The organism is Rhizobium leguminosarum (assembly GCF_002953715.1).
Classification (GTDB): Bacteria; Pseudomonadota; Alphaproteobacteria; order Rhizobiales; family Rhizobiaceae; genus Rhizobium; species Rhizobium leguminosarum_V.
On record NZ_CP025012.1, the window covers coordinates 4,830,340 to 4,856,473 of the forward strand.

A 26,134-nucleotide genomic window follows, 5' to 3' on the forward strand; every position below is an offset into this window, starting at 1 on the left:
CCGGCCGTGATCGAAGTCGTCATCATGTTCCATGACAAAGGGCCGGCCGAGCTAAGTGAACCTCGGCCGACCGTTTCCTGTGCGGGCTTCTCTGGCCTGTAAAACCTAGACAGTCATTGCTTGCCAGCAGATCAACGGACCGTCTTCAGCATCGACCCGCTCGCCGATTTGGACAAAGCCATTGCGTTCAAGGACACGCTGGGACGCGATGTTGTCGACGCCGGTCTCCGCAGAGACCAGAGCCACGCGAGGGTCGTTCCGCGCCCACTGCAGCAACTGCCCTATGGCCCGCGTGGTGCATCCAAGGCCCTGGCGGGAAGGCGCAACCCCATAGCCGATATGGATATTTCCATCTTGTGGAACCCGAACGATGGAGCAGAGGCCGACGATCTCGCCATCCTCCACGATCATCCAGGCGGACGGCGAGAATTCAGCGCCGATTTCAGCCGCGAGGCGGTTCAACATCTCCAATATCTCAGGAAGCGCAATTGCGCTGTCTTGGACAAGGCGCAGATTGCGAGGCGCGATGCCCTTCAGCAGCGCTTCGAAGTCACGAGTGGTTAGTTCGATGATCATAGTCTTCTCGACATTAGACATGCGCCAGCATTGGGCGCGCTAAGGCCGAGCGATAGAGTGAGGATCAGCTCTCGGTCACGATGCCGTGCGCCTTCATCCCTACCGCCGCAGCCGGTGAGTTCTGGATCGTTGCGACGGCAAACAAAGGCATTCTCCTCTAAGACGGAAATGCGAATAACAGTCCTGTGCGAGGATCGCAAGATACTCGGCGACCTCTCGCGCCGACCGATAGATCTGCGCCACCCCGCCCCCCGGAAAGGCCTTCGCGCCTATCAGCTTGAGAGGCATTGGCGCGGTGAGTTCGGAAAACAGCGGCAGGCCTTTGCCCAGCGCCACCGGCACCACGAACTGGTCGACCAATCCCTGGCGATAAGACTGCGGGCGAAGCGGACCAGATCGGCAATTTCCGACAGCTTGCGCTCTTTTTTTGCCGCGTGCCGTAGATAAGACTTGCCTGTAAGCGGTCGTCGGAAGTTTTCGGCTGATCCACGCCGAACCGCAAGATCGGCCGAGCCCGGTATGGCCGCCAGCGATTAGATGGAGCCGCCACGGAGGAGGGACGATGAAGACGGCGCTTCAAAACTATCAGGTCCGGATGCGGCGGGTGCTGGACTATATTGACCGGCATCTTGATCGTGATCTGGACTTGGAAACGGTAAGCCGTGTTGCGGCCTTTTCAAAGTTTCATTTCCACCGGCAGTTTACGGCGACCTTCGGATTGTCCGTGCATCGCTATGTCCAGCTTGCCCGTCTGAAGCGTGCATCGCACCGGCTGGCCTACAGGGACGCCCAAAGCGTCACTGACATAGCGATGGATGCCGGTTACGAAGCACCGGATGCCTTCGCCCGCGCCTTCCGGCAACGGTTCGGGCAATCGCCTTCGTCGTTCCGGAAATCTCCCGACTGGGAGCCGTGGCTTGCGGCCTTCGGGCCTCTCGACAACGCAAGGAGCAAGCTCATGCAGAAAACTTTTACCACTGACGACGTGAAGATTCGCGATGTGCCGCCCACGCCGGTGGCGATCATGGAGCACCGGGGCGACCCGGCGACGCTCGGCGCCACCATTCAGCGGTTCATCGCCTGGCGCGTAGCCGCTGGCCTGCACCCCAAGACAAGTCCGACCTTCAATGTCTGGCGTTCCGAGCGGCGTCCTGCGTCGCCTGCCGATTATAGCGTGGACCTTTGTGTCGGGACCGACCAACCGATCGAGGCGAACGGCGAAGAGATCAAAGCCGGCGAGATCCCTGGCGGACGCTGCGCGGTGCTGCGTGTCGTCGGCAACACCGACAATCTGGAGCCCGCCGCACTCTACCTTTATCGCGACTGGCTTCCGGTGAGCGGCGAGGAAGCACGTGATTTCCCGATCTATTGCCAGCGGCTGAGCTTCTTCCCGGAGGTGGCGGAGCATGAGGCGGTGGCGGAGTTGTTTCTGCCGCTGAAATAGCGCCCTGTGATGACGGCTTGTCCATTCTGATCGTTGGAAGCGGACAGGCCGTTGTCCACCCCAGACCGGCGGTTGGCGACCATCAGGTCGCGGATTTATGCGCACTCAAAAACCAATTGCGATATAAAACCAGTTGAGCTAACTTACAACCGATTGCATAATGCAATCAGGCCTGCGCGGATGTGCCGTTTGAGGAAAGGAAGTGAGTATGGCTAAGCTTGTGTTCGGAATGAACCAGTCCCTGGACGGCTACGTCGATCATATGGCGTTTGCGCCAAGCCCCACACTCTTCCGCCACTTCATCGAGGAGGCTCAGCGGCAGGCGGGCAGTGTGTACGGTCGCCAGATGTATGAGGTCATGCGTTACTGGGACGACGAACATCCTGAATGGGATGCAGAGCGACAGGCCTTCGCGGCAGCGTGGCGGAACCAGCCGAAATGGGTCGTCTCGCGCTCGTTGAAGTCGGTCGGTCCCAACGCCAGGCTCGTTGGGGAAGATCTTGAAGCCGCAATCCGCGAGCTGAAGGCGGAACGCGACGGGGAGATCGAAGTTGCCGGCCCCAATTTGGCGCAAAGCCTCACCGAACTTGGCCTGATCGATGAGTATCGAATCTACCTGCACCCCGTCGTGATCGGTCACGGCAAGCCATATTTCGCCGGACCCCGGCCGCCGCTCCGCCTGATGGCTCATGACCGGATTGGCGAGGATGTGATCAGGTTGACCTACGTTCCGGCTTGATCTCGCATCTCGCCAGATGAAAATCGCCGCTCGGCTTCCGATGGGATGACGGCAGGCGTCGCCGGCGACCCGCCGGGCGTCAGTCGCGCGATATGGAGAGCCCCGCGAGAAGCGGAGCGTAGGCGGAGAGCCTGCTGGATACGAACTCAGTGAAGAGCCGGACGCGCTTCGTCTTGCGTGTCTCCCCCTGTGTGAGAAGCCAGAGCGTTCCATGCATGTGCAGGTCGCTGCCCGGTACCCTCACCAATAGGGGGTCGGCATCTCCGACGAAGCACGGCAGCGTCGTCATCCCGAGCCCTTGCCGTACCGCAACGATCTGCGCCTCGCCGTCCGTGGTCCTGAACGGAACCCCCGTGGTGCGAACCTCACCCTCGCTGGCCCAATCAGGAATTCCATGAATGCTTATGACGATCCACCGGATGGGATCCGGCGCGCCCGCACGCCATGCGGCCAGTCGATCGCGAGACATGTAGACGCCGCTGAAGAGCTCCGGTCCCTTCAGGCCGTGAAGATTGAGCGGCAGGGTTTTGCGGTCGTAAACGACGCGGATCGCAACATCGGCCTCTCGGTTGGTCAGATTTGCCAGCTCGCCGGACGACACGATTTCCATCTCGATATCAGGATGCAGAAGCGCGAAATCGGCGAGATCAGGCATGAGCAGATGTGTCGCAAGGGTCGGCGCCAACGTCACCCGCAGAAGCCCGCGCACGCTCTGGTCGCGCCCGAAGACGCGCGTCTCCAGCTGGTGCGACGACGCTTCCATCTGGTTCGCGAGCTCGAGGACCTCCTCACCCGCAGCCGTCAGGCGGTAGCCCGAAGGCAACTTTTCAAACATCTGCGCCCCGAGGCGTTCCTCGAGCTGAGCGATGCGTCGCAGCACGGTCGAGTGATACACCCCGAGGCCCTCGGCGGCAGCCCGCACTGAGCCTCCGCGCGCCACGGCAAGAAAGTAGCGAATGTCATCCCAGTCGATCATGGTGCAATCCGGCACCGCGCGGTGCGCCTTCCAAAGCCCGTATCTAACGCATTCGTACAGCAGTACAGGCTGTCATCATAGCTTATGTCGACGAGCGCGGCCCAATTCCAAACGGCGGACACCAATCGTCGCGGCTGGCGTCAGTCGTCTAGCCGGATCGATTTTGCACCACCGATGTGCGCGCTTCCGCACTCAACGCCTGACCCCGGCGGACCCATCTTGAGGGTCTCGGGGGCGTCCCCGAACGACCAAAGGCAGAGCCTGGAAGGAGAAGTCATGGGAAAGCTTGAAGGTAAGGTTGCAGTCATCACGGGTGGGTCGAGCGGCATGGCGCTGGCGAGCGCCAAGCGGTTCGTTGAAGAAGGCGCATATGTTTTCATCACGGGCCGCAGACAGGAATCGCTGGACGAGGCCGTCAAGCTGATCGGCCGGAACGTAACCGGCGTGCGCGGCGACGCGTCCAATCTCGAAGACATCGACCGTCTGTTCGACACGGTCAAGCGGGAAAAGGGCAGGATCGACATCCTGTACGCGAGCGCCGGCACGGGCGAAGCCGTCCCACTGGGCGAGATAACCGAGCAGCATTTCGACGCGACCTTCAACCTGAATACGCGGGGCACGCTGTTTACGGTTCAGAAGGCGTTGCCGCTGTTCAACGATGGCGGATCGATCTTCATGACCGGGTCAGTTGCTTCGCTGAAAGGTTTTCCTGGTTACAGCGTGTATGCGGCGAGCAAGGCGGCGCTGCACGCGTTCGCACGCGGATGGCTCAACGAACTCAAGGGCAGGAATATCCGGGTGAACGTGTTGCATCCGGGGCCGATCGCCACACCGATGCAGGACCAAGTTCTCACCGAGGAGGCGAAGCAAATGTTCGAATCCCTGATCCCGCGGGGAAAGATGGGTCGTCCTGAGGAAATTGCGGCGGCCGCGCTGTTTCTTGCTTCAGACGATTCGAGCTTCGTGAATGGGGTGGAGTTGTCTGTCGACGGCGGCTTCTCGGCCATCTGAAATCGCGCCGGATTGCCGGAAGCCGCTGACCGTCCGGCCGCGCCGAAGTCGTTCACGGCGGGACGTCTACGCGAAGGTCGCCACACAGCGGAACGGATAACCCAGCGCCGTTGAAGGCCGGGGAATCAATATCAACACGGATCGGAGAAGCACTATGAGCTATGCGATTGTAGGATTCGGTAAGATAGGCCAGGCTCTCGCCCACGCCTTCGCCCGTAAAAACATCAAGGTGGCCGTCGCGAGCCGCCGGCCGCCCGAGGCGCTGGCGCCGCAGGCTAGGGCGATTGGGCCCACGGTCGTCGCCAAGTCGCTGCGGGATGCACTCGAGGCCGACACGATCATCCTTGCGGTTCCGTTCGGCGAGCATCGCGAGGTTGCGAAGGCCCTGCCGAGCTGGAAAGGCAAGACGGTCATCGATGCGATGAACGCATTTCCCGTCCCTGAAGAGCTGGACGGCCTCCCGTCCTCCGCCTTCGTCGCGAAATCGTTCACCGGCGCCAAGTTCGTGAAAGGGTTCAATCACTTGATTGCAGCTACCCTGGCTACCGATCCGGTCGTCGAGGGCGGCCATCGGGTCGTCTTTCTGTCGAGCGATGACGAGGACGCGATCGCTCCCGTGGCGGATTTGGCCAAACAGCTCGGGTTCGCACCGGTAAAGCTGGGAAAGCTCAACGAGGGTGGCGCGCTGGTGCACGCACGCGGCCGCACTTGGGGCCAGCTCATCTTCCAGGATTTGTTCAAGAAGGAGCAGTAATCGATCTACGGCCGTGTGATCGGCGCTGAGAACTGGTCGCGCGCGCTAACGTCTTCGAGCAGCGCGCGACCGAATACTTGAAGTCACAAAGTCGCGAAGGTTGGGGTGGGCTGACGGCGTATAGGCGCCGTTCGAAGAGCGGGGAGACGCCCGACAGGGTCGCATAGAATCTATCGACTGCTATCGATGACCTAGGACTCGCGCGAGTGTCCTCTACTATCCGATACTACTCCACGGTATTCCCCTTCACTCCCACTCGATCGTGCCAGGCGGTTTCGACGTAACATCGTAGACCACGCGGTTGATGCCGCGCACCTCGTTGATGATACGGGTCGCGGCGCGGCCGAGGAATTCCATGTCGTAGTGGTAGAAGTCCGCCGTCATGCCGTCGACGGAGGTGACGGCGCGCAGCGCACAGACGAATTCATAGGTGCGCCCGTCGCCCATGACGCCGACGGTTTGGACGGGCAGCAGCACGGCGAAGGCCTGCCAGATGGCGTCGTAGAGGCCGGCCTTGCGGATTTCGTCGAGATAGATCGCATCGGCCTCGCGCAGGATCTCCAGCTTTTCGCGGGTGATGCCGCCGGGGCAGCGGATCGCAAGGCCGGGGCCTGGGAAAGGGTGGCGGCCGATGAAGCTGTCGGGCAGGCCGAGCTCGCGGCCGAGTGCGCGCACCTCGTCCTTGAAGAGCTCGCGCAGCGGTTCGACGAGCTGCATCTTCATGCGCTCCGGCAGGCCGCCGACATTGTGGTGCGATTTGATCGTCACCGACGGGCCGCCGGTGAAGGAAACGCTCTCGATCACGTCGGGATAGAGCGTGCCCTGGCCGAGGAAGTCGGCGCCGCCGAGCTTCTTTGCCTCTTCCTCGAAGGTTTCGATGAACAGCCGGCCGATGATCTTGCGCTTGGTTTCCGGGTCGCTGACGCCTTCGAGTTCGCCGATGAAGCGATCGGCGGCATCGACGTGCAGCAGGTGCAGATTGTAATGCTCGCGGAACATGGCGACGACGCCGGCCGCCTCGTCCTTGCGCATCAGGCCGTGGTCGACGAGGATGCAGGTCAACTGGTCGCCGACGGCCTCGTGGATCAAGAGGGCTGCGACGGAACTGTCGACGCCGCCCGAAAGCGCGCAGATGACACGCTTGTCGCCCACCTGCGCGCGGATCTGCTCGACCGCCTTCTGGCGATAGGCCGACATCGACCAGTCGCCCTTGATGCCGGCAATGTTGTGAATGAAATTGCCGATCAGCTTGGCGCCATCAGGCGTATGCACGACCTCGGGATGGAACTGCACGCCGTAATATTTGCGCTTCTCGTCAGCGATGAAGGCGTAGGGCGCGTTGGAGGAGGTGGCGACGACCTCGAAACCATCCGGCAGCGCGGTGACGCGGTCGCCATGGCTCATCCAGACCTGGTGGCGCGAGCCGGAGGACCAGAGGCCCTCGAACAGCTGGCAGTCCCTGTCGACCTCAAGGAAGGCACGGCCGAATTCGCGGTGATGGCCGCTCTCGACCTTGCCGCCGAGCTGCATGCACATCGTCTGCTGGCCGTAGCAGATGCCGAAGACCGGCAGGCCGCTGTCGAAGATGATCTGAGGCGCTCGCGGCGATCCCTCGTCCACTGTCGAAGCCGGGCTGCCGGACAGGATCACGGCCTTCGGCTGCAGGCGCCGAAAGGCCTCTTCGGCCGATTGGAAGGGGACGATCTCGCAATAGACACCGGCCTCGCGCACGCGTCGTGCGATGAGCTGGGTCACCTGGCTGCCGAAATCGACGATGAGAACGGAGTCGGGATGTGCTGTCTGGGTCATGGCGAGGCTTTAATGAAAAGCGCTTCGCCTGGCAATCCGGGAAATCGGCGGTATCGGGTTTTTATTGTTCCAATTGTCCCGCATTCAAGGGCTCAGAACCAGAAAACCCCGTCCTCCAGCGCCGTGAAAAGGCTGTCGACGCCGTAGGAGAGCTTGCGGTCGACGATGTGCAGATATTCGGTCCAGCCCGAAATATGCTGCAGCTCGACGGCGCCGTCGGATATGCCGCGAAGGCCGATCAGCGGCAGCTTGTATCCCTGGCAGGCGCGCAGCACCGCATAGGTCTCCATGTCGACCATGTCGGCGTCGATATTGGTATAGGCGGCGCCCGAGATGATGTTGCCGCCGGTAGAAAGACTTGCTTCGGCAATGCCGGGAATGCGCAGCGGCAGCTCGAGCGTTGCGGGCAGGTCGAGAAAGGGTGTCTTGCCCTTTTCGAAACCGAGCGGCGAGGCGTCCATGTCGCGGTAGGAAACCGAGGTCACCTGATAGACTTCGGTCTGCTCCAGCTTCGCGGAGCCGGCCGAGCCGAGGGACACGACGAGATCGGGCAGCTCATCGACTGCATCCAGCCGCGCCAACGTCTTGCTCAGCGCGATGGCTGCCTCGACCGGACCGACGCCGGTCATCAAAGGTTCGATGCGCGAACGCAGGAACGGACCGTATTCGGCCTCTGCCGCCATGACGAAAAGGATGGATTTCCCCGCGACCGATTTCAGTTCGAACTTCATCCCGTAATGCCCTCTCTACCGCGGATCACCATCATCGTTCCGGTCATGGAGGCGATGAGTTTCGCCGGCCCGTCGCTGATCGCGTAGCCTCGTCCGTCGGCGACGATGATGGTGGAGCCGGGTTTGGTGATTTCCCCGCGAAACAGGAAACGATCGCCACGCCCCGGCGACATGAGATTGACCTTGAACTCGATCGTCAGGATCGAGGCTTCCGGGTCGATGACGCTATAGGCCGCAAAGCCGCAGGCCGAATCGAGCGCTGCGGAAATGATGCCTGCATGCAGGATTCCGTGCTGCTGTGTCAGTTTGACGTCGAAGGGTAGCTCGATCTCGACGACGCCGTGCTCGACGCGCGTCAGCTCCGCGCCGATCGTTTCCATCGCCGCCTGCCGCGCAAAATTACGGCGGATTCGCGCGCGGAAATCGCCCCTGTCAGTCTCGCTCATGTCTGCCCCTCTTGCAGCCGCGAAATTGGCATGGCGCGCCGCATTCGACAAGCTGGACATTGCTGAAATCGGTCTGGGCGGCGATGGAAACCCGGGACCGTGTCGCCGGGGCAACCTTTCACCTTTCCGTCGCCGTGCACGCTGGTACCGCTGGCCAGTACCGGCGGATTGTGGCGATCCGATGCGAAGACGATTGCAGCTTCGCGCGGCGCGCGTATTCTCCGCATCGCGTCGCGAAATGATGGAGTGCCGGCATGACGACGATATCGCAATCGGTCCGGAATTTCGAGACCTGGCTGGCCGGCGAACTCGGCGACGATCTCGTCAAGGACGATCTGCGGGAGAAGCACGAGAAGATGCGAAGCGGCGATTTCGTCTTCCTGCGCGCCACCTATTGGCGCTGGTGCGAGATCATCCTCGATATCTGCCCGGAACTGTCAGGCGCGCCTGAGGTGCTGGCGATCGGCGACACGCATCTGGAGAATTTCGGCACATGGCGCGATACCGAGGGCCGGCTCGTCTGGGGCGTCAATGATTTCGACGACGCGGCGATGATGCCCTATGCATTTGATCTCGTCCGCCTTGCGGCAAGCGCCATCCTGGCGCGCGGCGACGACGGTCCCTCCGTTCGCATGATCGGCGAATTGATCTTGAGCGGCTATCGCCGGGGCCTTGAAAATCCGTTGCCCGTCATCCTCGAGCGCGACCACAAATGGCTGCGCAAGGCGCTGATGCTGCCGAATTCCGAACGCCGGGAATTCTGGGAGAAATACGAAATGTTGCTTCCCGGCAGCAAGCCGCCGCCATCAGCCTATGTCCAGGCGCTCGCAGACGCTCTGCCGTTGGGGTCAGGATCCTTCGTGGCGAAGCCACGCAGTGGCGGCACCGGCAGCCTCGGCCGGCCGCGTTTCGTCGCCTATGCCGAATGGCAGGGTGGGCCGGTGCTGCGTGAGGCAAAGGCGCTGCTGCCGTCCGTCTGGTCGCTTCGCCACCGGCCGCAGGACGTGGCGATCCATGCAAGCGAGATCGCCAATGGGCGGGCGCGCTCTGCCGATCCGCATTACCGGGTCTCCGGCCGCATCCTCCTGCGCCGGCTCTCGCCGAACAGCTGCAAGATCGAAATCGACCGGCATCCCGAGATCCTGCTTTCGCCGACGATGCTGGAACTGATGGGCTTTGAGATCGCCAATTGCCATTGCGATGATGCAGTGGCGGTTGCGGCGATCCTGAAGGATTTGGCGGCGCGGGGAAACGACTGGCTGCACGAGGCGGCAAGGGCCGCGGCATCGAGCGTCAGCGCCGAGCAAAAAGCCTATTCCCGCGCCGGCTAAAGCAATTCCAGCAAAAGTGTGCAGCGGTTTTGCGTCCGGAATTGCGCTTCTCTGATTTAGATCCGTACGATGTGCTGATCCCAGGCGACGTCGCTGCGGGTCGACAGGAAATCGCCATCATAGGAAGAAACGGCAAAGCCGCTTCTTGCCGGGGCGATGCCCGCCGCATCCGGAACGGAAGTCTCGGCCAGCATCTTGCCCGTCCTTGCGTCGATGGTCACCGAGGCGCCGCCCTTCGGCGAGGTGATGCCGACGAGACCTTCGCTGCGATTGACGGCGATCGCCCCGACGTAATTGGCAAGCCGGCGCGTCGTTTCCTCCGGCAGGTCGATGAAGGAGAGATCTTCGCCCCTGGCGAAATGGCCGACAAGCGGCGGCAAATCCTTGCGGTGGCCTTCATACTGGCAGGCGAACCAGATGCGACCCTCGCCGTCGAGATCGACGTGGCGGGTGGAGAGTTCCGCCCATTCCGCCGGCAGCACATGTTTTTCGACCAGCGCACCGGTTGCCGCATCAATCAGCGCCAGCGACGGCTGCATCTCGCCGAGATTGAGCTTGGTACGGCCGAAATCCGGATGCGTCTCGATGCCGCCATTGGCGACGATGAGCAGGCGTCCGTCATCGGACACCGTCATGTCGTGCGGACCGATGCCGTAGGTCTCGAATTCGCCGATGCGGGTGAAGCGGTCAGTGGCGTCGTAGAGGCCGATCATACCGCGATTGCCGTCGAAGTTGTTCTCGCTGGCGTAGAGCAAACGGCCGTCAGGAGAGAAGGCGCCGTGACCGTAGAAATGCCGGTCCTCCCTGGAGTTGATGACGATCGGCTCGCTTTTGTTCCAGGGATCGAAGATCATTGCATAGGTGCCGGGCCGGCGCGCAAAGGCGACAGTCTTGCCGGTGGCGGCGCTGAAGGCCATGCCGTGGGCGCGGGCAGGGAGCGCTACCTGATCGACGATCTCGCCACGCTCGGTCACGGTCGCAACGGCAAAGGAGCCGTCGGCTGCACGAATGCCCGAGGCATAGACCGCATCGGCCCGCTCCAGTGCCATCAGCGACCTCGGCGTCAAGGCAGCAAGGAAGCCAAGGCCGGCCGCCTTGACGAAACTGCGTCGGTCGATCGCGGCACTTCGCATCATCGTCTCAGTCTCCGTCCGAAAAGGAAAAGCCGGCCGAAAGGCCGATCGCCGCGCCATATTCGTCGCTGATCCGGGTGATCAGGTCGCGGCTCTCGGCAAGCAGCGTATCGAGCTTGGCCTTCTCCGCATCGCTTGTGGCGACGTCGATGTCGGGATTGAGCTTCGGCACGCTCTCGAGCAGCGATTTGAAGTCCTCGTCGATCGAAGCGGCAATCGGCTGCTTGTCCGGCGGCAGAAGCTCGGCCATGCCGGCCTTCTGCCAGAGCGTGCGCAGGCCCTCCAGATTGGCGGCCATCGATTTCCAGGTATTTTTGGAGCGCCAGTAGATCGCCATGCGCGGCCGTGGCGCGGTGTCCTTGCCCTTGTAGAACTGCTCCAGCCGCTGGTCGCGGACATTCTCCGCACCATGGACGAGAATGCCGAGCAGCGCCGTCACCGCTTCCTTGTTGTCCATGAAATCGTTGCTCTGCGGGCCTGGATGTTTCCAGCTCGCCTGCACGCCATCCGGCTTTTCCCAGGCGGCGACGACTTCGCCGGCCTCACGCTGGATATTGCCGGCGACCGCCTGGCCGAAAAGGCAGCGGAAACTGCCCTTCTGCCCGACGAGATCGTCGGAGCCATTGCCGTAAAGCACGTATTCCAGCGCCGTCAGGCCTTGCAACGCAACACTCTTGCCGGCGATCGCATCAACGGTCGCATCGTTCGGATCGGCCTTGGCGATCAGCGCCTGCACCTGCTTGAGGCCGACGCCCTTGCGGTCGGGATAAAACAGGATGTGCTCGAAGAGATTGTCCTGGATAACAGGTCCGGTCTGGACGATCTCGATGATCGACCAATAGCGGATCGTGTCGTCGAAGGTGGACTTCGCCTTGTCGAGCGTCTGCTGCGTGCCATCGGCGCAAAGATCCTTCATCGCCGTCGTCAGCCGGGCGGCCGATTGCTGCATGTTGCGATAGCCGGGACGGATCACCTCGTCGACGGCGCGCTGCATGACGGCGGGAACGGCATCCTCGTTCAGCCCTGCCGGGGGAGTGGCCGTCTGGGCGGCCGCTGATGTAGCGAGGCCGATCAGAGTAAGGCAGAGCAGGGGGTGCCAAAGGCGCATCAAAGTGACTCCAGGAATGTAATCAGGGCCGCCCTGTCGTCTTTCGGCAGGGAGGAGAAAGCTTTGCGGGCCTTTTCAGCTTCGCCGCCATGCCAGAGGATCGCTTCGGTGAGGCTCCGCGCACGGCCGTCATGCAGGAAAAAGCTGTGTCCGCTGACAGTCCGGGTCAGTCCTATACCCCATAGCGGCGGCGTGCGCCATTCACGTCCGCTTGCAAGACCGACCTGCTGCCCGTCGGCAAGGCCGTCGCCCATGTCGTGCAGAAGAAAGTCGGAATAGGGCCAGATCAGCTGGAAGGACTGTGCCTTGTCCGGCGTATCCCGCCGGGTGACGAATTTCGGCACATGGCAGGAAATGCAGCCGGTTTCGTAGAAGATCCGCTTGCCCCGCAGGGTCTCGGGGAAGCTTGCCTTGCGGCGCGAGGGAACGGCGAGATTTTCGGAATAGAAGGTGACGAGGTCGAGAATAGGACCCGGCGCCTCTTGCCTGCCCAGCCGTTTCTGCACCCCGGTCGGCATATCAAGGCATTTTTCTTCCGCCTTGGTGCAGTCGCCCTGCGCATTCGGCTGATCGGGCGTCGAGATGCCGATATCATTGGCGAAGGCATCGGCACTCTGGTCGCGCACAGTGGCATTCTGTGCCTTCCAGCCGAATCGTCCGAGCGCGATCTTGCCGCTGCGGTGGTCGCGCACAATCGCCGCCTTCCCCGAAATGCCGTCGCCATCGGCATCGTCCGGATCGGCATGGGCGAGGATATCGGCTTCGGGAATGGCCTCGATCAGTCCGAGGCCGATCATCGCCGAGGCGACACGCGGCGAAATCGTCGTCGCGGGATCGAGCGGTCCATAAGCGGGATTGACAACTGCATAGCTCGGCCGGCGCAGCGGCACGGTCTCGCCGTCGCCGAGCGTCACCCTCTCTTCGTGGTAGCTGATCGCCATCTTCCCCTCGGCAGCAAGGCCGGGAACGGCGAGGTCCTGCAGCTGATGGCCGTAAACCGGATCGGGAAAATTGACGACATCAGCCTGCGCGATCGCCTTTTCTTCCTCCGGCGTCCTGGCCGCACGGGAAAGCCGCAGCAACATCGAGGTGGCGCTCGGGCCTCCCTCCGGCGGTCTGCCGCGGCCATCATTGACATGGCAGCTCATGCAGGAGCGGGCGTTAAACAGCGGCCCGAGACCATCGGAGGCCTGCGTCGAGGAGGGAGCAGAAACCCAGAGCTTGCGGAAGAGCGCGTTGCCGAGCTTGAAATTCTGCTCTTCGTCGAAGGGGATGTTGGCCGAAATATGCGAGAAGCTGTCCTCGGTGACAGGGTCGATCGAGGTCGTAGCCCCTGCCTGCATCGCTTCGTATTGTTCTGCCTTGGAAAAATCCGCCGTCGGCCGGGTGACGTCGGCGACACGTTTCAAATCGGCCTCGGAAAGGTCGGTGCGTTTCGTCGGCAGATCGAAACCGGCGGCGATGCTGACGGAAAAACCGGCAAGCGTGGCGCAGAGCACTGCGCTGGCGATCAATCGGCGGGCCGGGGCATGCGACATTTTAGGGTCCGGGCCGCTCCGGCTTTCGAAGCGGCCCGCCTTTTTGCTTATTTGAAGACGGCGTTAGGATTATCCAAGCTGTCGGAACCTTCAAGCTGAACCGTGCCGAGATCGAGTGCGGCAATAACGCGCTGCACCGATTTCGTCTGGTCGATCAGCCCGTCGATGGCGGCCTGGACGACGGCATTGCCTTCCTTGTTGCCCTCGGCGATCATCTGGTCGTACTTCTCGACCGTCTCGCCGCGCTTAGCCATGGCATTCATCGCGTCGAGCGTCTTGTTGAGCTTGCCTTCCACTTCGGCATCGAGCGCCTTGTCCTTGGCGGCCACCAGATCGTGCAGCGACGGGCCGCTGAGCTTAGTGCCGTCGACGCGGGTATAGTTGCCGGTATAGGCGGCGGCGATGCCGATCGCGTCGTTGAGATGTGAGTTGTAGGTATTGTCCGAGAAGCAATCATGCTCTTCTTCCGGATCGTGCAGCAGCAGGCCGAGCTTCATGCGCTCGCCGGCAAGCTCGCCGTAGGAAAGCGAACCCATGCCCGTCAGGATCGCGACGAGGCCGGCCTTCGGATCGGCTTCGACGTTCTTCGTCGCAGCACCGTTCGGCGTCCAGTTGTCGGTCATTTCCTGCAGGTCGGAAACGAGCAGGGTGGAGGCGGATTTCAGATATTCGGCGCGGCGGTCGCAATTGCCGTGCGTGCAGTTCTTGAGATCGTAATCCGTTGCCGGACGGTCGCCGGCGCCAGGCCCCGTGCCGTTCAGATCCTGACCCCAGAGCAGGAATTCGATGGCATGATAGCCGGTCGCGACATTGGCTTCGATGCCGCCGGCCTCGGCCAGTGTGCCGGAGAGAAATTCCGGCGTCAGCTTGGAAGCGTCGACATCCTTGCCGTCGATCTTGATCGTCTTGTTGGCGATGACATTTGCCACATAGAGGGAATTTTCGTCGCTCTCGGTACCGTAGGAGGCATCGACATAGTCGATCAGGCCTTCATCGAGCGGCCACGCATTGACCTTGCCTTCCCAGTCGTCGACAATCGGATTGCCGAAGCGATAGACTTCCGTCTGCTGGTAGGGAACGCGTGCCTTGATCCAGGCCTCCCTGGCGGCTTTCAGCGTCGCGTCGGTCGGCGCTTTCAGGAAGGCGTCGATCGCGGCGTCGAGCGCCTTGGCCGTCGTCAGCGAGTCTTCGTATTTTGCATGCGCCACGTCGGCATAGTGTTTCACCACGCTAGCAGCATCGGCCGCGGCATGCGCGGGAAGGACGAGCAGGGCGGCGGGGGCGATCGCCAGCACGGCTGCGCGGAATTTGCGGTTGAGCTTCATGATCCTCTCCTGTGACGGGATTTTCCGTCTAATCGGGCTCCGTCTCTTCGCGCAAAAGCAAACTGGTGTCAAACACTCTAGTTTGGAATGATTTTAAGAATGGACAGGCGTGGCTAACCGGTCATTTTTGAACGGCATCTGCTTGAAAAATCGGCAGCAACCGCGCCATTTCGCCGCGGCATCGCTATCCGTTGCAGGCCTCCGCTAAACCGCGTCAGCCCCTCCGCTGCATACGGCAGAAGAAGAAGCCGTCCGTGTCGGTGGAGGCGGGCGTCAGCGTCACCGTCAGGCCGTCGGAAGAATGCGGACGCGGGGCGTCTTTCCCGAAAAGCTGATCCCAGGCAGGCAGGGCGCTGACGATTTGAAAATCAGGATTGTCAGCCGTGAAGCGGCGCACCTGTTCCTCGTTCTCCTGGGGCAGGACCGAGCAGGTGACGTAGATCAGTTCGCCGCCTGATTTGACGAAGCCGCTCGCCTGCGCCAGCGCGTCCTGCTGCTGGGTGGTGCGTTCGTCGAGGTTCTTCGCCGTCAGCCGCCATTTCGTATCGGGGCGCCGCCGCCATGTGCCGGTGCCGGTGCAGGGCGCGTCGACCAGCACCTTGTCGCAGCGTCCGGCAAGGGCGGAGAGCGCCCTGGCATCGTCATGCACCTGGACATTGCGTGTTCCCGCCCGCTTCAGCCGCTCGATGATCGGCGCCAGTCGTTTGCGATCGGCGTCATAGGCGTGAACCTGTCCCTTGTTCTGCATGGCCGCCGCCATGGCGAGCGTCTTGCCGCCGCCGCCGGCGCAATAGTCGAGAACCTGTTCGCCATCATGGGCGAGCACCAGGTCGGCGACGATCTGCGATCCCTCATCCTGAACTTCGAACCAGCCTTTCTGGAACGAAAGCTCGGCTGTCACGTTGGGAAGACGCGAGGCGCCTTCGCCGGCGGCAATCCGGATGCCGTGGCGGGCGATCTTCGCAGCATGCGCGTTGGCTCTTTCGAGTGCCTTGACGACCTTGTCGCGGGAGGCCTTGAGCAGGTTGGCGCGCAGATCGAGCGTCGGTCGGGCGGCAAGTGCCTGTGCCTCGGCAAGCCATCCGGCGCCAAAGGCCTGTTCGAAGGAGGGTTGGACCCATTCGGGGATATCGCCGCGAATATGCAGCGGCGCATCGTCGAGCGAGCGGCTTTGAAAGGCCGCAACAGCGTCGGCTGAAAGCGGTGCTGGCGCAAACTTGTCATCCGCCAACTCACTGCCAAGACTGTCAGGTGTGAAACCCCATTGGCGGAACATGACGGCATGGGCAATGGCAGCAGGACTGTCGTCATCCATCAGCCAGGCATGGGAAAGCCGCATGCGCAGTGCGTCATAGACGATGTTGCCGATCGCAGCACGATCGCCGGAGCCGGCGAAGCGGTGCGCAAGGCCCCAGTCCTTCAGCGCGTCGGCGACAGGCCGCTTGCGGGCATCGATGTCCGCGAGCACAGAAATCGCCCCTTCGAGGCGGCCGCCCAGACGCATTCACATGTCTCCTATTGCCGTGGCGTGTGAACGATCAGCGCAAACGCGAGTGTCACGTAGTCGTTTGTTCACGAGTCTCAACCGGGTGGTAACCGCGATTGACGGCAAGAGCAAGCGCCGCTTCCGGCGCAGTCAGTGTGGCCTCAGCTGACGACCTGGTAGCAGACCTTCGCAGTGCCGGAGCTCACCATGCCGATATTCTGCGCGGCGGCGCGCGACAGGTCGATCACACGACCACGGATGAACGGACCACGATCGTTGATACGAACGACGACGGTGCGGCCATTGTTGCGGTTGGTGACCTTCACCTTGGTGCCGAAAGCAAGCGAACGATGTGCGGCAGTCAAGATGGCAGGGTTCATACGTTCCCCGGAAGCAGTTTTGGAGCGAAGTGCGTACCATGAAGCACCGCCACAACCATTGCCAGCAAAACCCTCCGCCGGAAGCATGGAAGAACAGGCTGCAATAGTTACAGCGGCGATAATAGAACGACGAATGTTCTTCAAAACAGAGTATCCCTCAACTATTGAACTCACGCCCTTGCAGGCGGCGGGGCTTAAATCTGTGAAAAAGTGGCGAAAAAGTGCCGCTGCTGTTCACGGAATATTACAATCGGTAACATTCGTGAGTGTGATGTCGGGATTCCAGGAATGTGCGCGACGCCGAAGCGTGGAAAAAACCTAATAAAATCAGTTAAAATCCGAACGAATTTTCCGAAGGGATAGTTAACGTCATGGCGTTCACGAAAATCGCGAAAATATTTTTCCGGTTTTGCCATATTTGCTGCCACATTTGGGCAAATTCAAGGGCCGTTAACCATAAGATATGGCGAAAATTGTCCGCCCAAAGCGGGAAAGTAGGAATTTCCTACTCATTTTGGGTGAACGTATCCGTCGCAAACAGGACTGAGTTCTACTCCCCACGCCAGCGTCCATCCCGCCATAATTGCGCAAGCGACATGGGATAGTTCGGGAAGGAGAATTCGAATCCGGCGGCCTTCAGTTTCGCGTTCGAAACCCGTTTGTTCTCGCCGTAGAAAGTGCGCGCCATCGGCGTCAGTTCGGCGGTCTCGAACGCCTGCTCCGGCGGCGGTTCGACGCCCATCAGCCGGGCTGCCTCGACGATCACATCCTGCGGCGGGCCGGGCCGGTCGTCGGTGACATTATAGATGCCGCCGAGGCTGTGCTCCGACAGAAAGCGTGTCGCAGCGCCAATATCCTCGACGCGGATGCGGTTGAACACCTGGTCCTTCTTGATCAGCCGTCGCGCCGTGCCCTTGTCCAGATTGCAGAAGGCGTTGCGGCCCGGCCCATAGATGCCGGAAAGGCGAAGCACCGCCGCCGGCAAGCCGCGCTCCCGGCCCATGGCCAGCCAACCCTCTTCCGCCTCGAGCCGTTCGGTGGACCGTCCGGAAACCGGCAGGCACGGCGTTTCCTCACTCACCCAGGCGCCCTGGTGATCGCCATAGACGCCGACGGTGGAGAGATAACCGATCCATTCGAGCTTCGGCAGCAGGCGTGCGCCGTCTTTGTCAAGCAGCCGCAGCAGCGGGTCGGCCTTTCCAGGCGCGATCGACTGGACCAGATGCGTTACACCAGTCAACGCTCGGCGCAGTTCCTCATCCATGTTCTCGCCGTCGAAAAGGAATGCTTCGATGCCGTTCCGGCGGAGCGCTTCGACTTTGTCTGGCGAACGCGTGGTGCCGGAAACCCGCACGCCGTCGCCGGCAAAGGCCTTGGCGATTGCTGTGCCGGAATAACCGCAGCCAAAGATCATCACATGCATCAACCCACTCCCGCCAATCGCCATTCGTTCAGGACGTCGTCATCTCTCTCATTCGCCCTTTGTGCGGCAAAGGCCGCAAATTCGCCAGCCTCCATCAGCCGGGAAAGCGCCCAGACCGCCATGCCGCGCACCACGGGCGAGGGATCGGCCGAAAGCGCGCGACATTGCCCGATGAGCGCCGTCTCGCCGGAATTGCCGGCGGCGATCAGCACATTGCGGACGAAGCGGTCGCGGCCGATCCGCTTCACCGGCGAGCCGCTGAAAAAGCCACGGAAGGCGGCATCGTCGAGCGTCAGCAGAAAGGCGATCGACGGCTCCTTCAGATCTTCCCGCGCCTTGAGCTTCATCTCCGAGGCGGAGCTTGCGAACTTGTTCCAGGGACAGGCGGCAAGACAGTCGTCGCAGCCATAGACGCGGTTGCCGATCAGCACGCGCAAATCGGCGTCGATCGGTCCCTTGTGCTCGATGGTGAGATAGGAGATGCAGCGCCGCGCGTCGATCTGGTAAGGCGCCGGGAAGGCAGCCGTCGGACAGATGTCGAGACAGGCGCGGCAGGAGCCGCAATGATCGCTCTCCGGCGCGTCGACCACAAGATCGGCGGTGGTGAACATCGTGCCGAGGAACAACCAGGAACCATGCATGCGGCTGACGAGATTGGTGTGTTTGCCCTGCCAGCCGAGCCCGGCCGCCGCCGCTAAGGGCTTTTCCATCACCGGCGCCGTATCGACGAAGACCTTTACATCGGCGCCCGCCCGCGCCGCGAAGCGCGTGGCGATCTCCTTCAGCCGGCCCTTGATGACGTCGTGATAATCGCGGTTGCGGGCATAGACCGAAATCGCTGCCTTGTCCGGCTTGTCGAGGATAGCGCGGGGATCTTCCTCCGGGGCGTAATTGAGGCCGAAGACGACGACGGAGCGCACCTCGCTCCAGAGTGTGCGGGGATCGCCGCGCCGGTCGCGCGTCTCCGCCATCCAGTCCATCGTCCCGTGGCGCCCGGCATCGATGAACTGGCCGAGACGCTCTTTCGCTTGCGGGATCGCGTCCGGTCGCGTGATGCGGCAAAGATCGAAGCCCTTGGCGGCAGATTCCGCCCGGACGAACTCGGTCAAATTGTCGCGGCGACGGCGCTCTTTGTCGGCATTGTCAGGTTCGGGCATGAAGAGCCCTCGTCAGAAATCCAGATCGGCATAGTGTGAAACCGGTGTCAGGCCGCGCACGCGCTCGGTCAGCATCGGCCGGAAGGAGGGACGCGACTTCAGCCGCTGGTACCAGTCCTTGACGACCGGCGAATCCGCCCATTCGATCTCACCGAGATAATCGAGGATCGAGATCGAGGCTGCTGCGGCAAGGTCGGCATAGCTCATCCGCTCGCCCGCCAGCCATTGACGCGAGCCGGCAAGCCAGGTGAGATAGCGCATATGCTGGCGGATATTCGCGCGGGCCGTGCGCAAAACCTTGGAATCCGGCGCTCCGCCGCCCTGATCGGCGGTCATCTGCAACTTATAGACACGCTCGCGGGCGAGCGGCTTGGTCACGTCGTTTTCCATCTTCTGCATGAACCATTCGGTCAGCCGGCGGATTTCCGCCCGCTGGAAAGGGTCTTCGGCGAGCAGCCGCCGGTCGCGTTTCAAGACGCCGTGCGTCTCGTCCAGATATTCGGAAATGACGCTCGCGCCGCAGAGCGCGCGCATGCTGTCGTCGACATAGACCGGCAGCGTGCCGGCCGGATTGAGCGCCAGGAAATCCCGGCGCTTCTCCCATGTCTGCTCCTCGATCAGATCCGCCTGATAGCCGTATTCCGCCAGGATCAACCGGACGAAGCGAGATGCGGATGACATGGGATGATGATAAAGCGTGGGCATCGATACTCGGGCGTTGTGATTGCTGTTACAGGACTGTGTGGCAGCTCAATTGTAGCGCCCTAGTCATGACTCATTGGTTGAAGCTATAGGAGCTTGGTCCCGCCAATACAAGCGAATCGGATTTTTCAGGCCATCTGATAATGGCGAAACACGGTCTAACGAACGAATGGAAGCGGCAGCCTGATCGGCCCAAGCGCTCAGGCCCGACCGAACTTTAAACCGGAGACAATGTATGGATTATATAAATGCTGCAATTCTCGGTGTCATAGAGGGGATCACCGAGTTCCTGCCGATCTCGAGCACCGGCCACCTGATCATTGCGGAGCAATGGCTCGGACATCGGTCGGATATGTTCAACATCGTTATTCAGGCGGGCGCCATCCTCGCCGTCACCATCATCTACTGGCGTCGTCTGCTGGATCTGGTGCTCGGCTGGCGCGATCCCGTCAACCGCGATTATGCCGCCAAGCTGATCGTCGCATTTCTGATCACCGCAATTCTCGGACTCGTGGTCAAGAAGCTTGGCTTTGAACTTCCGGAGACCGCAACACCGATCGCCTGGGCGCTCATCATCGGCGGTATCTGGATGATCTTTGCCGAATGGGCCGCCGCCCGCAGGCCGCCTCATAAAGAGATCACCTGGCTTGTCGCCATCCTGGTCGGCATCGCCCAGATCATTGCCGGCGTCTTCCCGGGAACGTCGCGCTCCGGCGCCACGATTTTCGTCGCTATGCTGGCAGGCACCGGCAACCGCGCCGCGGCGACGGAATTCGCCTTTCTCGTCGGCATCCCCACAATGTACGCCGCCAGCGGCTATGAATTGCTGAAGACGTTCAAGGATGGCGGAGCGGCGGGCGAAGACTGGACGGCGCTCGGCATCGCCTTCGTCGTTTCCACGATCGTCGCTTTCATCGCGGTCAAATGGCTGCTTGCCTATATCAGAAGCAACCGGTTTACGCTGTTTGCGATCTACCGCATCATTCTCGGTGTCTTGCTGCTCGGCATGGCCGCGACCGGCTTGATTGCCTGAGACATCCGTCCCGCATTGCATTCGCGCAACTCCCGGCGCGAATGCAAATGTCCCGTCGGACTTCGCGAATAGATACTCGATTACCGGCAGGGCGCCGATTTTTCAGATTAGCAATATTGAGAGGATAAGCGTCCGCCGCCGTTTTTGATGCAGGCGAGACTAAACATTCATTGTGGAGCGCCTCTTTCAGGCGTTCCGATCGCTGCTTGCTTGGAGCAGGATGCCGGCGCAGGGCCGGGCTTTCGTCAATGGATGATCGAGGCCGTAGAGCAAGGATCGACGCCATAGGCTGGCGAACAATCGCCCTTTACCGCCGCGACCGAACCGGGCGCAACGAAAGAGCCTGCAAGGATAACCAGCGCCGCACACGCAAACAGGAGCGCGATTGACTTGCCCATTGAGAATTGCCTTTCACAGTGATTGCCGCACGCGACCGCAGGCGTTGAGTCCGTTGGAAGACGCGCGGGTTTGGTAGTCAGTGGAATGGCAAATAGCAATAAACGTTCCTGCTAAATTTCGCGTTAATTCCACAAAAATTCCGATGCGTCTTTTATGCAACGCAACTCAATGTGGTGGACACCAAAACATCCCAGACTTGCGCCGGGCTTTGCATGACACGGCAACGTCAAAAGGCCGCCCACGGGATCCGCAGACGGCCAAGTCGCATCGGTTGGAAAAGATGGTCAGGCAGCCTTGCCGGTGCCGGTGTACTGGCCGTGCGGACGATAGTGCACGAGGTAGGAGCCAAGCACCGATGCCACCATGGTGGGCGCAATGCCGAGGCCCTTCAGCGTGCGGCCTTCCGCCTCGGCTTCCCTGGAGACGATGTTGTCGCGCTTCAGCAGGCGCACCTGATCGGGCGTGATCGGCGGCGTTATGAAGGGGACCAGCGAAGCGATGCTGCCGATCATCGAAGCGATGCCGAAGGGCAGGGATACCAGCGGGTTCTTGCGGCACGTTACCTTCAGCATCGTCTCGAGACATTCGCGGAAGCTGAGCAGCTCAGGCCCGCCAAGCTCATAGACCTTGCCGCCGGCAACCTTTCCGTCGACGGCGCGGGCAACGGCCTCAGCGACATCCTCGACATAGACAGGCTGGAATTTCGTCTTGCCGCCGCCGACCAGCGGCAGGATCGGCGACATGCGCGCCATCTCGGCGAACTTGTTGAAGAAGCTGTCCTCCGGTCCGAAGACGATCGACGGACGGAAGATCACGGCATCGGGCTTGACCGAGAGGATGGCCGTTTCGGCGCGACCCTTGGAGCGGCCATAGTCTGAATCGGATTTCGCGTCGGCGCCGATCGCCGAAATATGCGTCAGCGTCGCACCCGCGCTACGCGCCGCTTCGGCGACCGCACGGCCGCCGAATTCCTGCACGGCGTCGAAGGTGTTGCGGCCGGCCTCGTGCAGAATGCCGACGCAGTTGACGACGTGGCTCGCCCCGTCGACGGCGCGGTCGATCGAGCTGCGATAGCGCAGGTTCGCCTGCACGAAGGAAATCTGGCCGACATTGCCGAGCGGCTGCAGGAAGCCGGCGAGATCGGGACGGCGCACGGCGACGCGGATGTTATAGCCGCGCTTGGCCAGCGCCCGAACCACGTGCCTGCCCACGAAGCCGGACCCTCCGAACACGGTGACGAGCGGCGGCAGGTTGGCAAGGGTCATGGCAGGCTCCTCGAAAGGCTGTGCGGGATGCTTGATTGGCTCTCGTCTTAGCCGAATCCCGGCGCGACGGGAAGGCCCATCAGGCCGTCAGTTTTTTGGGATGTGACCGCGCTCTAGACGCCTTCGACGACGACCATTTCCGCATCCGCCACTTCCTGGCGGATTTTCGCGGCGATCTGGTATTCCGGCGAATTATAGCAGTCGACGGCATGTTGCATCGACGGGAATTCGATCACCACGTTGCGCACACGCGCCTTGCCCTCGAGTTCGGTAAAGGCGCCGCCACGCGCCAGGAAATTCGCGCCATATTTTTCGAAGGCCGGCTTGGCGGCGGTCACATAATCCTTGTAGCGCTCGACATCGCGAACATCGACGCGGGCGATCCAATATCCCTTGGCCATGGTCTTCTCCCTTTTGTCGTTGAAACTATTAGCGGTTTGCCGGCCAGAGTGCCGTCACCATCTCGCTGAGGATCGCACGGGCGGCATCTCGGGGATCCGGCGCCTTGACGACAGGCCGACCGACAACGAGATGCGTCGCTCCCGCCTTCAGCGCGTCGAAAGGCGTCATCACCCGCTTCTGATCGCCCTTGTCGCTACCATCAGGGCGAATGCCGGGGGTGACGATCGCCATCTCGGGTCCGACGATCTCGCGCACCGCAGCTGCTTCCTCCGCCGAGCAGACGATACCGCCCATGCCGGCTGCGCGCGCCTGTTCGGCGCGGCGCAGCACCAGGCTGTGCGGATCCTGGCTGTAACCGGCCTCGGCAAGGTCATCGGCATCCATCGAGGTCAGCACGGTCACGCCGAGCAGGCAGAGGCCGGAGCCGGCCGCGGCCTCGACCGCCGCCTTCATGGCTTTCGGATAGGCATGCAGCGTCAGCATCGACATGCCCATCTTGGCGATGTTCTCGACGCCGGAGGCAACGGTGTTGTCGATGTCGAGCAGCTTCATGTCGAGAAAGATCTTCTTGCCGCTGGCGGCAAGATCGCGGGCGAATTCCAGGCCGCCGGCAAAGACCAGCTGATAGCCGATCTTATAGAAGAGAATGTCGTCGCCGAGCGTGGAAACCAGTCTTTCCGCCTCGCCGATCGTTGGAACATCCAGGCCGACGATCAACCGCTCGCGTGCGTCCATCTGAAGTCACCCTTGCCAGTCTTCGATGGGTGTCCAGTCGCATGATAAGCGGCGATCCGCAAGACCGAAAGCATAGAGATTGCCGCCGCCGCCGGGCTGGTCGCGGTCGCGCGCGATCGGGCTGCCCGCCAGATGGCATTTGAGCAGCGTGCCGACGCCGCCATGGCCGACAAAGGCGATCGGCGCCGTCGCATCATGCGTGGCAAGAACGGCGTTAACAGCCTCGACGATGCGGGCCTGCGCGTCGACGGCGCGCTCCCAGCCCTTGAAGCTTTGTTCCGGATGGGCGAAGAACCAGTCGGCCGCCTCTTCGAATTGCGGCGGCGGCAGGAAGCCAGTGGCCGAGCGGTCGTTCTCGTGCGTCGCGTGGACGATCTCGACGGTCACGCCGGATGCCTCCGCCAGGATTTCGGCCGTCTCGATCGCCTTCGTCTCGTCGCTGGAGACGATGCGCCGCAATTGCTTGGCCCAGCCGCTCTCAGCCGCTTTGCGGGCCCGCGCCGCGCCGACATCGGAAAGCCCCCATTTCGGCACCGGCACGTTGGCGTCGATCCTGACCTGCGGATGGGTGATGTAGATCCCGAACATCTCAGCCGCGCCTGTAGATCCAGAGCTGCGCCGGTGGAATGTTGCGCATGACGAAATCGAAATGCTGGATATGGTAGCGGTCGGGATTGGCGGCGATCGGCGAGATCGCGCCATAGGAAATCTGCACCATCGGCCGGCCGGCCGGCAGCCGATCGAGCAGGCTTTCGAGCAGCGAGATGCGCTTCGCCATCGGGAAATTCAGAAGCGGAATGCCCGAGACGACGGAATCGAAGGTGAGACCACTGAAATTGCCAAGGGTGGTCTGAAGATCGAAAGCGTCGCCGTTGATGAAGTGCACGCCGGGATAGGTCCGCAGCAGATGTTTATGAAAATCTGTCGAATATTCGATCGCAACGAGATTTTCCGGACGAACGCCGCGGCCGAGGATGGCCTTGGTGATGGCGCCCGTGCCCGGACCGAGTTCAAGCACCGGCAGCCCGGAATGGATATCGACGACGCTTGCCATGCGCTTCGCCGTGATCGAGGAGGTCGGCACGATCGAGCCCACCGTCTTCGGCCCCTGCATCATGCCTCGGAAGAAGCGGATCTCGTCGTCGAACCTCTTGCCCAGCCGTTCCTTCACCTTGACCCGTAAGCTCATTCTCCACCCATCCGCATGTTGATCGAATGCCTTAATATGCCGCTTGTCGCTTAAGGGACAAGGATTTTCGCAACAAGGACATCGGCATCAACAGGTCATGCAGCTTCGGGCGCTGAATGAGGCATGAGATCGGCGAGCCTATGGCTCAGGTGATCGGCATCGATAGGCGCGCGCAGCTTCACGTCGGTATTGTCGAAGTATAGATAAACGTCTCGGCTCTTGTTGCGCACTGGCACGGGCGCCAGCACTCGCGTCGCATTCTCAGGTTCTCCGCCCGTTGCCCAAGCGCGGATACGTTGCGCCCAGATGTCGAGGGCTTCGTCCTCGTAGCCGCTGACATAGAGCTTTTCGGAGCCATGCAGGCGGCAATAAACAAAGTCGGCGGTGATATCCATGAGCAGCGGCCATTTCACCGTATCGGCGCAGACGAGAGCGACCTTGTGGCGCCTGAGCATCTCGATGAAGGCGGGGGAGCGGAAGCTCTCGTGGCGAATCTCCAGCGCATGCCGGATCGGCTGATGCCCGTCGCATTTAAGCCAGGCCGGTCCCTTGATATGCCAGTCGTGCCGCTTGGCAAGCGCTATCGCTGCGTCGCGGTCATGCGGCAGCAGCGACAAAAAACTTTCGAAAAGGGATGGGTCGAAGACCATGTTCGGCGGGAATTGCCAGAGGATCGGCCCGAGCTTGGGGCCAAGCCGCAAAACGCCGGAGGCGAGGAAATTGGCGAGCGCCGTCTGGATATCCTGCAGTCGCAGCATATGGGTGATGAAACGCGGTCCCTTGACGGCGAAGACGAAATCATCCGGCGTCTCGTCGCGCCAGCGGCCGAAGCTTTCGGGCCGCTGCAATCCATAGAAAGTGCCGTTGATCTCGATCGAAGGGAAGTGCCGGGCGGCGTAGGAAAGCTCCTGCTTCTGCCGCAGGTCCTTCGGGTAGAATTGGCCGCGCCAGGGCGCATAGGTCCAGCCGGATATGCCGATGCGCACCGTTCCCGTCTTTTTGGTCATGGGATCCTCCGTTTTGACAGGAGGAAACGGCAAGC

27 protein-coding genes are annotated in these 26,134 nt (G+C 61.7%); 6 read left to right on the forward strand and 21 right to left on the reverse strand.

The window, feature by feature from the left end:
• Positions 1-105 precede the first annotated feature (105 nt).
• The gene (locus CUJ84_RS23915; protein WP_105007988.1) at positions 106-597 is read right to left on the reverse strand and encodes a GNAT family N-acetyltransferase; all 492 of its coding nucleotides are present in this window, start codon (positions 595-597) and stop codon (positions 106-108) included.
• A gap of 541 nt (positions 598-1,138) precedes the next feature.
• Here CUJ84_RS23915 and CUJ84_RS23925 point away from each other — a divergent pair.
• Together CUJ84_RS23925 and CUJ84_RS23930 are read left to right on the forward strand one after the other, a co-directional pair.
• Complete coding sequence (locus CUJ84_RS23925; RefSeq protein WP_105007989.1) at positions 1,139-2,020, forward strand: AraC family transcriptional regulator; 882 nt, start codon at positions 1,139-1,141, stop codon at positions 2,018-2,020.
• 208 nt (positions 2,021-2,228) lie between these two features.
• On the forward strand, positions 2,229-2,759 hold the full coding sequence (locus tag CUJ84_RS23930; protein WP_105007990.1) for a dihydrofolate reductase family protein: 531 nt from the start codon (positions 2,229-2,231) through the stop codon (positions 2,757-2,759).
• Between the two features lie 79 nt (positions 2,760-2,838).
• Here CUJ84_RS23930 and CUJ84_RS23935 read toward each other — a convergent pair whose 3' ends face one another.
• The gene (locus CUJ84_RS23935; protein ID WP_105007991.1) at positions 2,839-3,735 is read right to left on the reverse strand and encodes a LysR family transcriptional regulator; all 897 of its coding nucleotides are present in this window, start codon (positions 3,733-3,735) and stop codon (positions 2,839-2,841) included.
• A 276-nt stretch (positions 3,736-4,011) separates the two neighbouring features.
• On the opposite strand from CUJ84_RS23935, the gene CUJ84_RS23940 reads away from it, so the two are divergent.
• Positions 4,012-4,746 (forward strand): SDR family NAD(P)-dependent oxidoreductase, encoded by a 735-nt coding sequence (locus CUJ84_RS23940; RefSeq protein WP_105007992.1) that lies wholly within the window; start codon positions 4,012-4,014, stop codon positions 4,744-4,746.
• A 154-nt stretch (positions 4,747-4,900) separates the two neighbouring features.
• Positions 4,901-5,500 (forward strand): NADPH-dependent F420 reductase, encoded by a 600-nt coding sequence (locus tag CUJ84_RS23945; RefSeq protein ID WP_105007993.1) that lies wholly within the window; start codon positions 4,901-4,903, stop codon positions 5,498-5,500.
• A 246-nt stretch (positions 5,501-5,746) separates the two neighbouring features.
• Here the strand turns inward: CUJ84_RS23945 and guaA are convergent, their stop codons facing one another.
• From guaA to CUJ84_RS23960, 3 genes are all read right to left on the reverse strand, one after another.
• A complete protein-coding gene (gene guaA, locus CUJ84_RS23950) occupies positions 5,747-7,309 on the reverse strand; it encodes a glutamine-hydrolyzing GMP synthase (RefSeq protein ID WP_105007994.1) in 1,563 nt (520 codons plus the stop codon).
• A 92-nt stretch (positions 7,310-7,401) separates the two neighbouring features.
• A complete protein-coding gene (locus CUJ84_RS23955) occupies positions 7,402-8,040 on the reverse strand; it encodes a 5'-methylthioadenosine/S-adenosylhomocysteine nucleosidase (protein WP_105007995.1) in 639 nt (212 codons plus the stop codon).
• On the reverse strand, positions 8,037-8,486 hold the full coding sequence (locus CUJ84_RS23960; protein ID WP_003544704.1) for a PaaI family thioesterase: 450 nt from the start codon (positions 8,484-8,486) through the stop codon (positions 8,037-8,039). The genes CUJ84_RS23955 and CUJ84_RS23960 overlap by 4 nt, the downstream gene beginning before the upstream one ends.
• A 254-nt stretch (positions 8,487-8,740) precedes the next feature.
• Here CUJ84_RS23960 and CUJ84_RS23965 point away from each other — a divergent pair, with 254 nt between their 5' ends.
• Positions 8,741-9,817: a DUF2252 family protein gene (locus CUJ84_RS23965; protein ID WP_105007996.1), complete on the forward strand. Its 1,077-nt coding sequence runs from the start codon at positions 8,741-8,743 to the stop codon at positions 9,815-9,817.
• A 56-nt stretch (positions 9,818-9,873) separates the two neighbouring features.
• Here the strand turns inward: CUJ84_RS23965 and CUJ84_RS23970 are convergent, their stop codons facing one another.
• From CUJ84_RS23970 to CUJ84_RS24010, 9 genes are all read right to left on the reverse strand, one after another.
• Positions 9,874-10,953, reverse strand: coding sequence for a DUF1513 domain-containing protein (locus tag CUJ84_RS23970; RefSeq protein ID WP_105007997.1), 1,080 nt, complete (start codon positions 10,951-10,953; stop codon positions 9,874-9,876).
• Positions 10,954-10,957: 4 nt separating this feature from the next.
• Complete coding sequence (locus CUJ84_RS23975) at positions 10,958-12,058, reverse strand: imelysin family protein (RefSeq protein ID WP_105007998.1); 1,101 nt, start codon at positions 12,056-12,058, stop codon at positions 10,958-10,960.
• Positions 12,058-13,596, reverse strand: coding sequence for a di-heme oxidoredictase family protein (locus tag CUJ84_RS23980; protein WP_105007999.1), 1,539 nt, complete (start codon positions 13,594-13,596; stop codon positions 12,058-12,060). Before CUJ84_RS23980 ends, CUJ84_RS23975 begins: the two co-directional genes overlap by 1 nt.
• A gap of 47 nt (positions 13,597-13,643) precedes the next feature.
• Positions 13,644-14,921 (reverse strand): imelysin family protein, encoded by a 1,278-nt coding sequence (locus CUJ84_RS23985; RefSeq protein ID WP_105008000.1) that lies wholly within the window; start codon positions 14,919-14,921, stop codon positions 13,644-13,646.
• A gap of 214 nt (positions 14,922-15,135) precedes the next feature.
• Positions 15,136-16,425, reverse strand: a complete 1,290-nt coding sequence (locus CUJ84_RS23990) for an RsmB/NOP family class I SAM-dependent RNA methyltransferase (RefSeq protein WP_105008001.1) — start codon at positions 16,423-16,425, stop codon at positions 15,136-15,138.
• Positions 16,426-16,568: 143 nt separating this feature from the next.
• Positions 16,569-16,931, reverse strand: coding sequence for a septal ring lytic transglycosylase RlpA family protein (locus CUJ84_RS23995; RefSeq protein ID WP_011650128.1), 363 nt, complete (start codon positions 16,929-16,931; stop codon positions 16,569-16,571).
• Between the two features lie 406 nt (positions 16,932-17,337).
• Positions 17,338-18,210: an SDR family oxidoreductase gene (locus tag CUJ84_RS24000; protein WP_105008002.1), complete on the reverse strand. Its 873-nt coding sequence runs from the start codon at positions 18,208-18,210 to the stop codon at positions 17,338-17,340.
• On the reverse strand, positions 18,210-19,367 hold the full coding sequence (queG, locus tag CUJ84_RS24005) for a tRNA epoxyqueuosine(34) reductase QueG (RefSeq protein ID WP_105008003.1): 1,158 nt from the start codon (positions 19,365-19,367) through the stop codon (positions 18,210-18,212). Before queG ends, CUJ84_RS24000 begins: the two co-directional genes overlap by 1 nt.
• A gap of 12 nt (positions 19,368-19,379) precedes the next feature.
• Complete coding sequence (locus CUJ84_RS24010; protein WP_003544722.1) at positions 19,380-20,072, reverse strand: glutathione S-transferase family protein; 693 nt, start codon at positions 20,070-20,072, stop codon at positions 19,380-19,382.
• A 232-nt stretch (positions 20,073-20,304) separates the two neighbouring features.
• Between CUJ84_RS24010 and CUJ84_RS24015 the strand changes: the two genes are divergently transcribed.
• Positions 20,305-21,102, forward strand: a complete 798-nt coding sequence (locus CUJ84_RS24015; protein ID WP_105008004.1) for an undecaprenyl-diphosphate phosphatase — start codon at positions 20,305-20,307, stop codon at positions 21,100-21,102.
• A gap of 245 nt (positions 21,103-21,347) precedes the next feature.
• On the opposite strand, the gene CUJ84_RS38400 is transcribed toward CUJ84_RS24015, so the two are convergent.
• The 7 genes from CUJ84_RS38400 to CUJ84_RS24045 form a co-directional block, all read right to left on the reverse strand.
• Positions 21,348-21,500, reverse strand: coding sequence for a hypothetical protein (locus CUJ84_RS38400; protein ID WP_003544729.1), 153 nt, complete (start codon positions 21,498-21,500; stop codon positions 21,348-21,350).
• Positions 21,501-21,785: 285 nt separating this feature from the next.
• Positions 21,786-22,766: a complex I NDUFA9 subunit family protein gene (locus tag CUJ84_RS24020; RefSeq protein ID WP_105008005.1), complete on the reverse strand. Its 981-nt coding sequence runs from the start codon at positions 22,764-22,766 to the stop codon at positions 21,786-21,788.
• A 113-nt stretch (positions 22,767-22,879) separates the two neighbouring features.
• Positions 22,880-23,167: a DUF1330 domain-containing protein gene (locus tag CUJ84_RS24025; RefSeq protein ID WP_105008006.1), complete on the reverse strand. Its 288-nt coding sequence runs from the start codon at positions 23,165-23,167 to the stop codon at positions 22,880-22,882.
• Positions 23,168-23,195: 28 nt separating this feature from the next.
• A complete protein-coding gene (pyrF, locus tag CUJ84_RS24030; protein WP_105008007.1) occupies positions 23,196-23,903 on the reverse strand; it encodes an orotidine-5'-phosphate decarboxylase in 708 nt (235 codons plus the stop codon).
• Positions 23,904-23,909: 6 nt separating this feature from the next.
• Positions 23,910-24,491 (reverse strand): histidine phosphatase family protein, encoded by a 582-nt coding sequence (locus tag CUJ84_RS24035; protein ID WP_105008008.1) that lies wholly within the window; start codon positions 24,489-24,491, stop codon positions 23,910-23,912.
• A gap of 1 nt (position 24,492) precedes the next feature.
• Entirely contained in the window at positions 24,493-25,092 is a 600-nt protein-coding gene (gene pmtA / locus CUJ84_RS24040) for a phospholipid N-methyltransferase PmtA (RefSeq protein WP_105008009.1), read from the reverse strand.
• Positions 25,093-25,187: 95 nt separating this feature from the next.
• The gene (locus CUJ84_RS24045; protein ID WP_105008010.1) at positions 25,188-26,099 is read right to left on the reverse strand and encodes a DUF72 domain-containing protein; all 912 of its coding nucleotides are present in this window, start codon (positions 26,097-26,099) and stop codon (positions 25,188-25,190) included.
• Positions 26,100-26,134 lie beyond the last annotated feature (35 nt).

Coding starts and splice junctions, on each gene's coding strand:
- CUJ84_RS23915 (WP_105007988.1), bottom strand. CDS start 597: ATGTCTAATGTCGAGAAGACTATGATCATCGAACTAACCACTCGTGAC.
- CUJ84_RS23925 (WP_105007989.1), top strand. CDS start 1,139: ATGAAGACGGCGCTTCAAAACTATCAGGTCCGGATGCGGCGGGTGCTG.
- CUJ84_RS23930 (WP_105007990.1), top strand. CDS start 2,229: ATGGCTAAGCTTGTGTTCGGAATGAACCAGTCCCTGGACGGCTACGTC.
- CUJ84_RS23935 (WP_105007991.1), bottom strand. CDS start 3,735: ATGATCGACTGGGATGACATTCGCTACTTTCTTGCCGTGGCGCGCGGA.
- CUJ84_RS23940 (WP_105007992.1), top strand. CDS start 4,012: ATGGGAAAGCTTGAAGGTAAGGTTGCAGTCATCACGGGTGGGTCGAGC.
- CUJ84_RS23945 (WP_105007993.1), top strand. CDS start 4,901: ATGAGCTATGCGATTGTAGGATTCGGTAAGATAGGCCAGGCTCTCGCC.
- guaA (WP_105007994.1), bottom strand. CDS start 7,309: ATGACCCAGACAGCACATCCCGACTCCGTTCTCATCGTCGATTTCGGC.
- CUJ84_RS23955 (WP_105007995.1), bottom strand. CDS start 8,040: ATGAAGTTCGAACTGAAATCGGTCGCGGGGAAATCCATCCTTTTCGTC.
- CUJ84_RS23960 (WP_003544704.1), bottom strand. CDS start 8,486: ATGAGCGAGACTGACAGGGGCGATTTCCGCGCGCGAATCCGCCGTAAT.
- CUJ84_RS23965 (WP_105007996.1), top strand. CDS start 8,741: ATGACGACGATATCGCAATCGGTCCGGAATTTCGAGACCTGGCTGGCC.
- CUJ84_RS23970 (WP_105007997.1), bottom strand. CDS start 10,953: ATGATGCGAAGTGCCGCGATCGACCGACGCAGTTTCGTCAAGGCGGCC.
- CUJ84_RS23975 (WP_105007998.1), bottom strand. CDS start 12,058: ATGCGCCTTTGGCACCCCCTGCTCTGCCTTACTCTGATCGGCCTCGCT.
- CUJ84_RS23980 (WP_105007999.1), bottom strand. CDS start 13,596: ATGTCGCATGCCCCGGCCCGCCGATTGATCGCCAGCGCAGTGCTCTGC.
- CUJ84_RS23985 (WP_105008000.1), bottom strand. CDS start 14,921: ATGAAGCTCAACCGCAAATTCCGCGCAGCCGTGCTGGCGATCGCCCCC.
- CUJ84_RS23990 (WP_105008001.1), bottom strand. CDS start 16,425: ATGCGTCTGGGCGGCCGCCTCGAAGGGGCGATTTCTGTGCTCGCGGAC.
- CUJ84_RS24000 (WP_105008002.1), bottom strand. CDS start 18,210: ATGCATGTGATGATCTTTGGCTGCGGTTATTCCGGCACAGCAATCGCC.
- queG (WP_105008003.1), bottom strand. CDS start 19,367: ATGCCCGAACCTGACAATGCCGACAAAGAGCGCCGTCGCCGCGACAAT.
- CUJ84_RS24010 (WP_003544722.1), bottom strand. CDS start 20,072: ATGCCCACGCTTTATCATCATCCCATGTCATCCGCATCTCGCTTCGTC.
- CUJ84_RS24015 (WP_105008004.1), top strand. CDS start 20,305: ATGGATTATATAAATGCTGCAATTCTCGGTGTCATAGAGGGGATCACC.
- CUJ84_RS38400 (WP_003544729.1), bottom strand. CDS start 21,500: ATGGGCAAGTCAATCGCGCTCCTGTTTGCGTGTGCGGCGCTGGTTATC.
- CUJ84_RS24020 (WP_105008005.1), bottom strand. CDS start 22,766: ATGACCCTTGCCAACCTGCCGCCGCTCGTCACCGTGTTCGGAGGGTCC.
- CUJ84_RS24025 (WP_105008006.1), bottom strand. CDS start 23,167: ATGGCCAAGGGATATTGGATCGCCCGCGTCGATGTTCGCGATGTCGAG.
- pyrF (WP_105008007.1), bottom strand. CDS start 23,903: ATGGACGCACGCGAGCGGTTGATCGTCGGCCTGGATGTTCCAACGATC.
- CUJ84_RS24035 (WP_105008008.1), bottom strand. CDS start 24,491: ATGTTCGGGATCTACATCACCCATCCGCAGGTCAGGATCGACGCCAAC.
- pmtA (WP_105008009.1), bottom strand. CDS start 25,092: ATGAGCTTACGGGTCAAGGTGAAGGAACGGCTGGGCAAGAGGTTCGAC.
- CUJ84_RS24045 (WP_105008010.1), bottom strand. CDS start 26,099: ATGACCAAAAAGACGGGAACGGTGCGCATCGGCATATCCGGCTGGACC.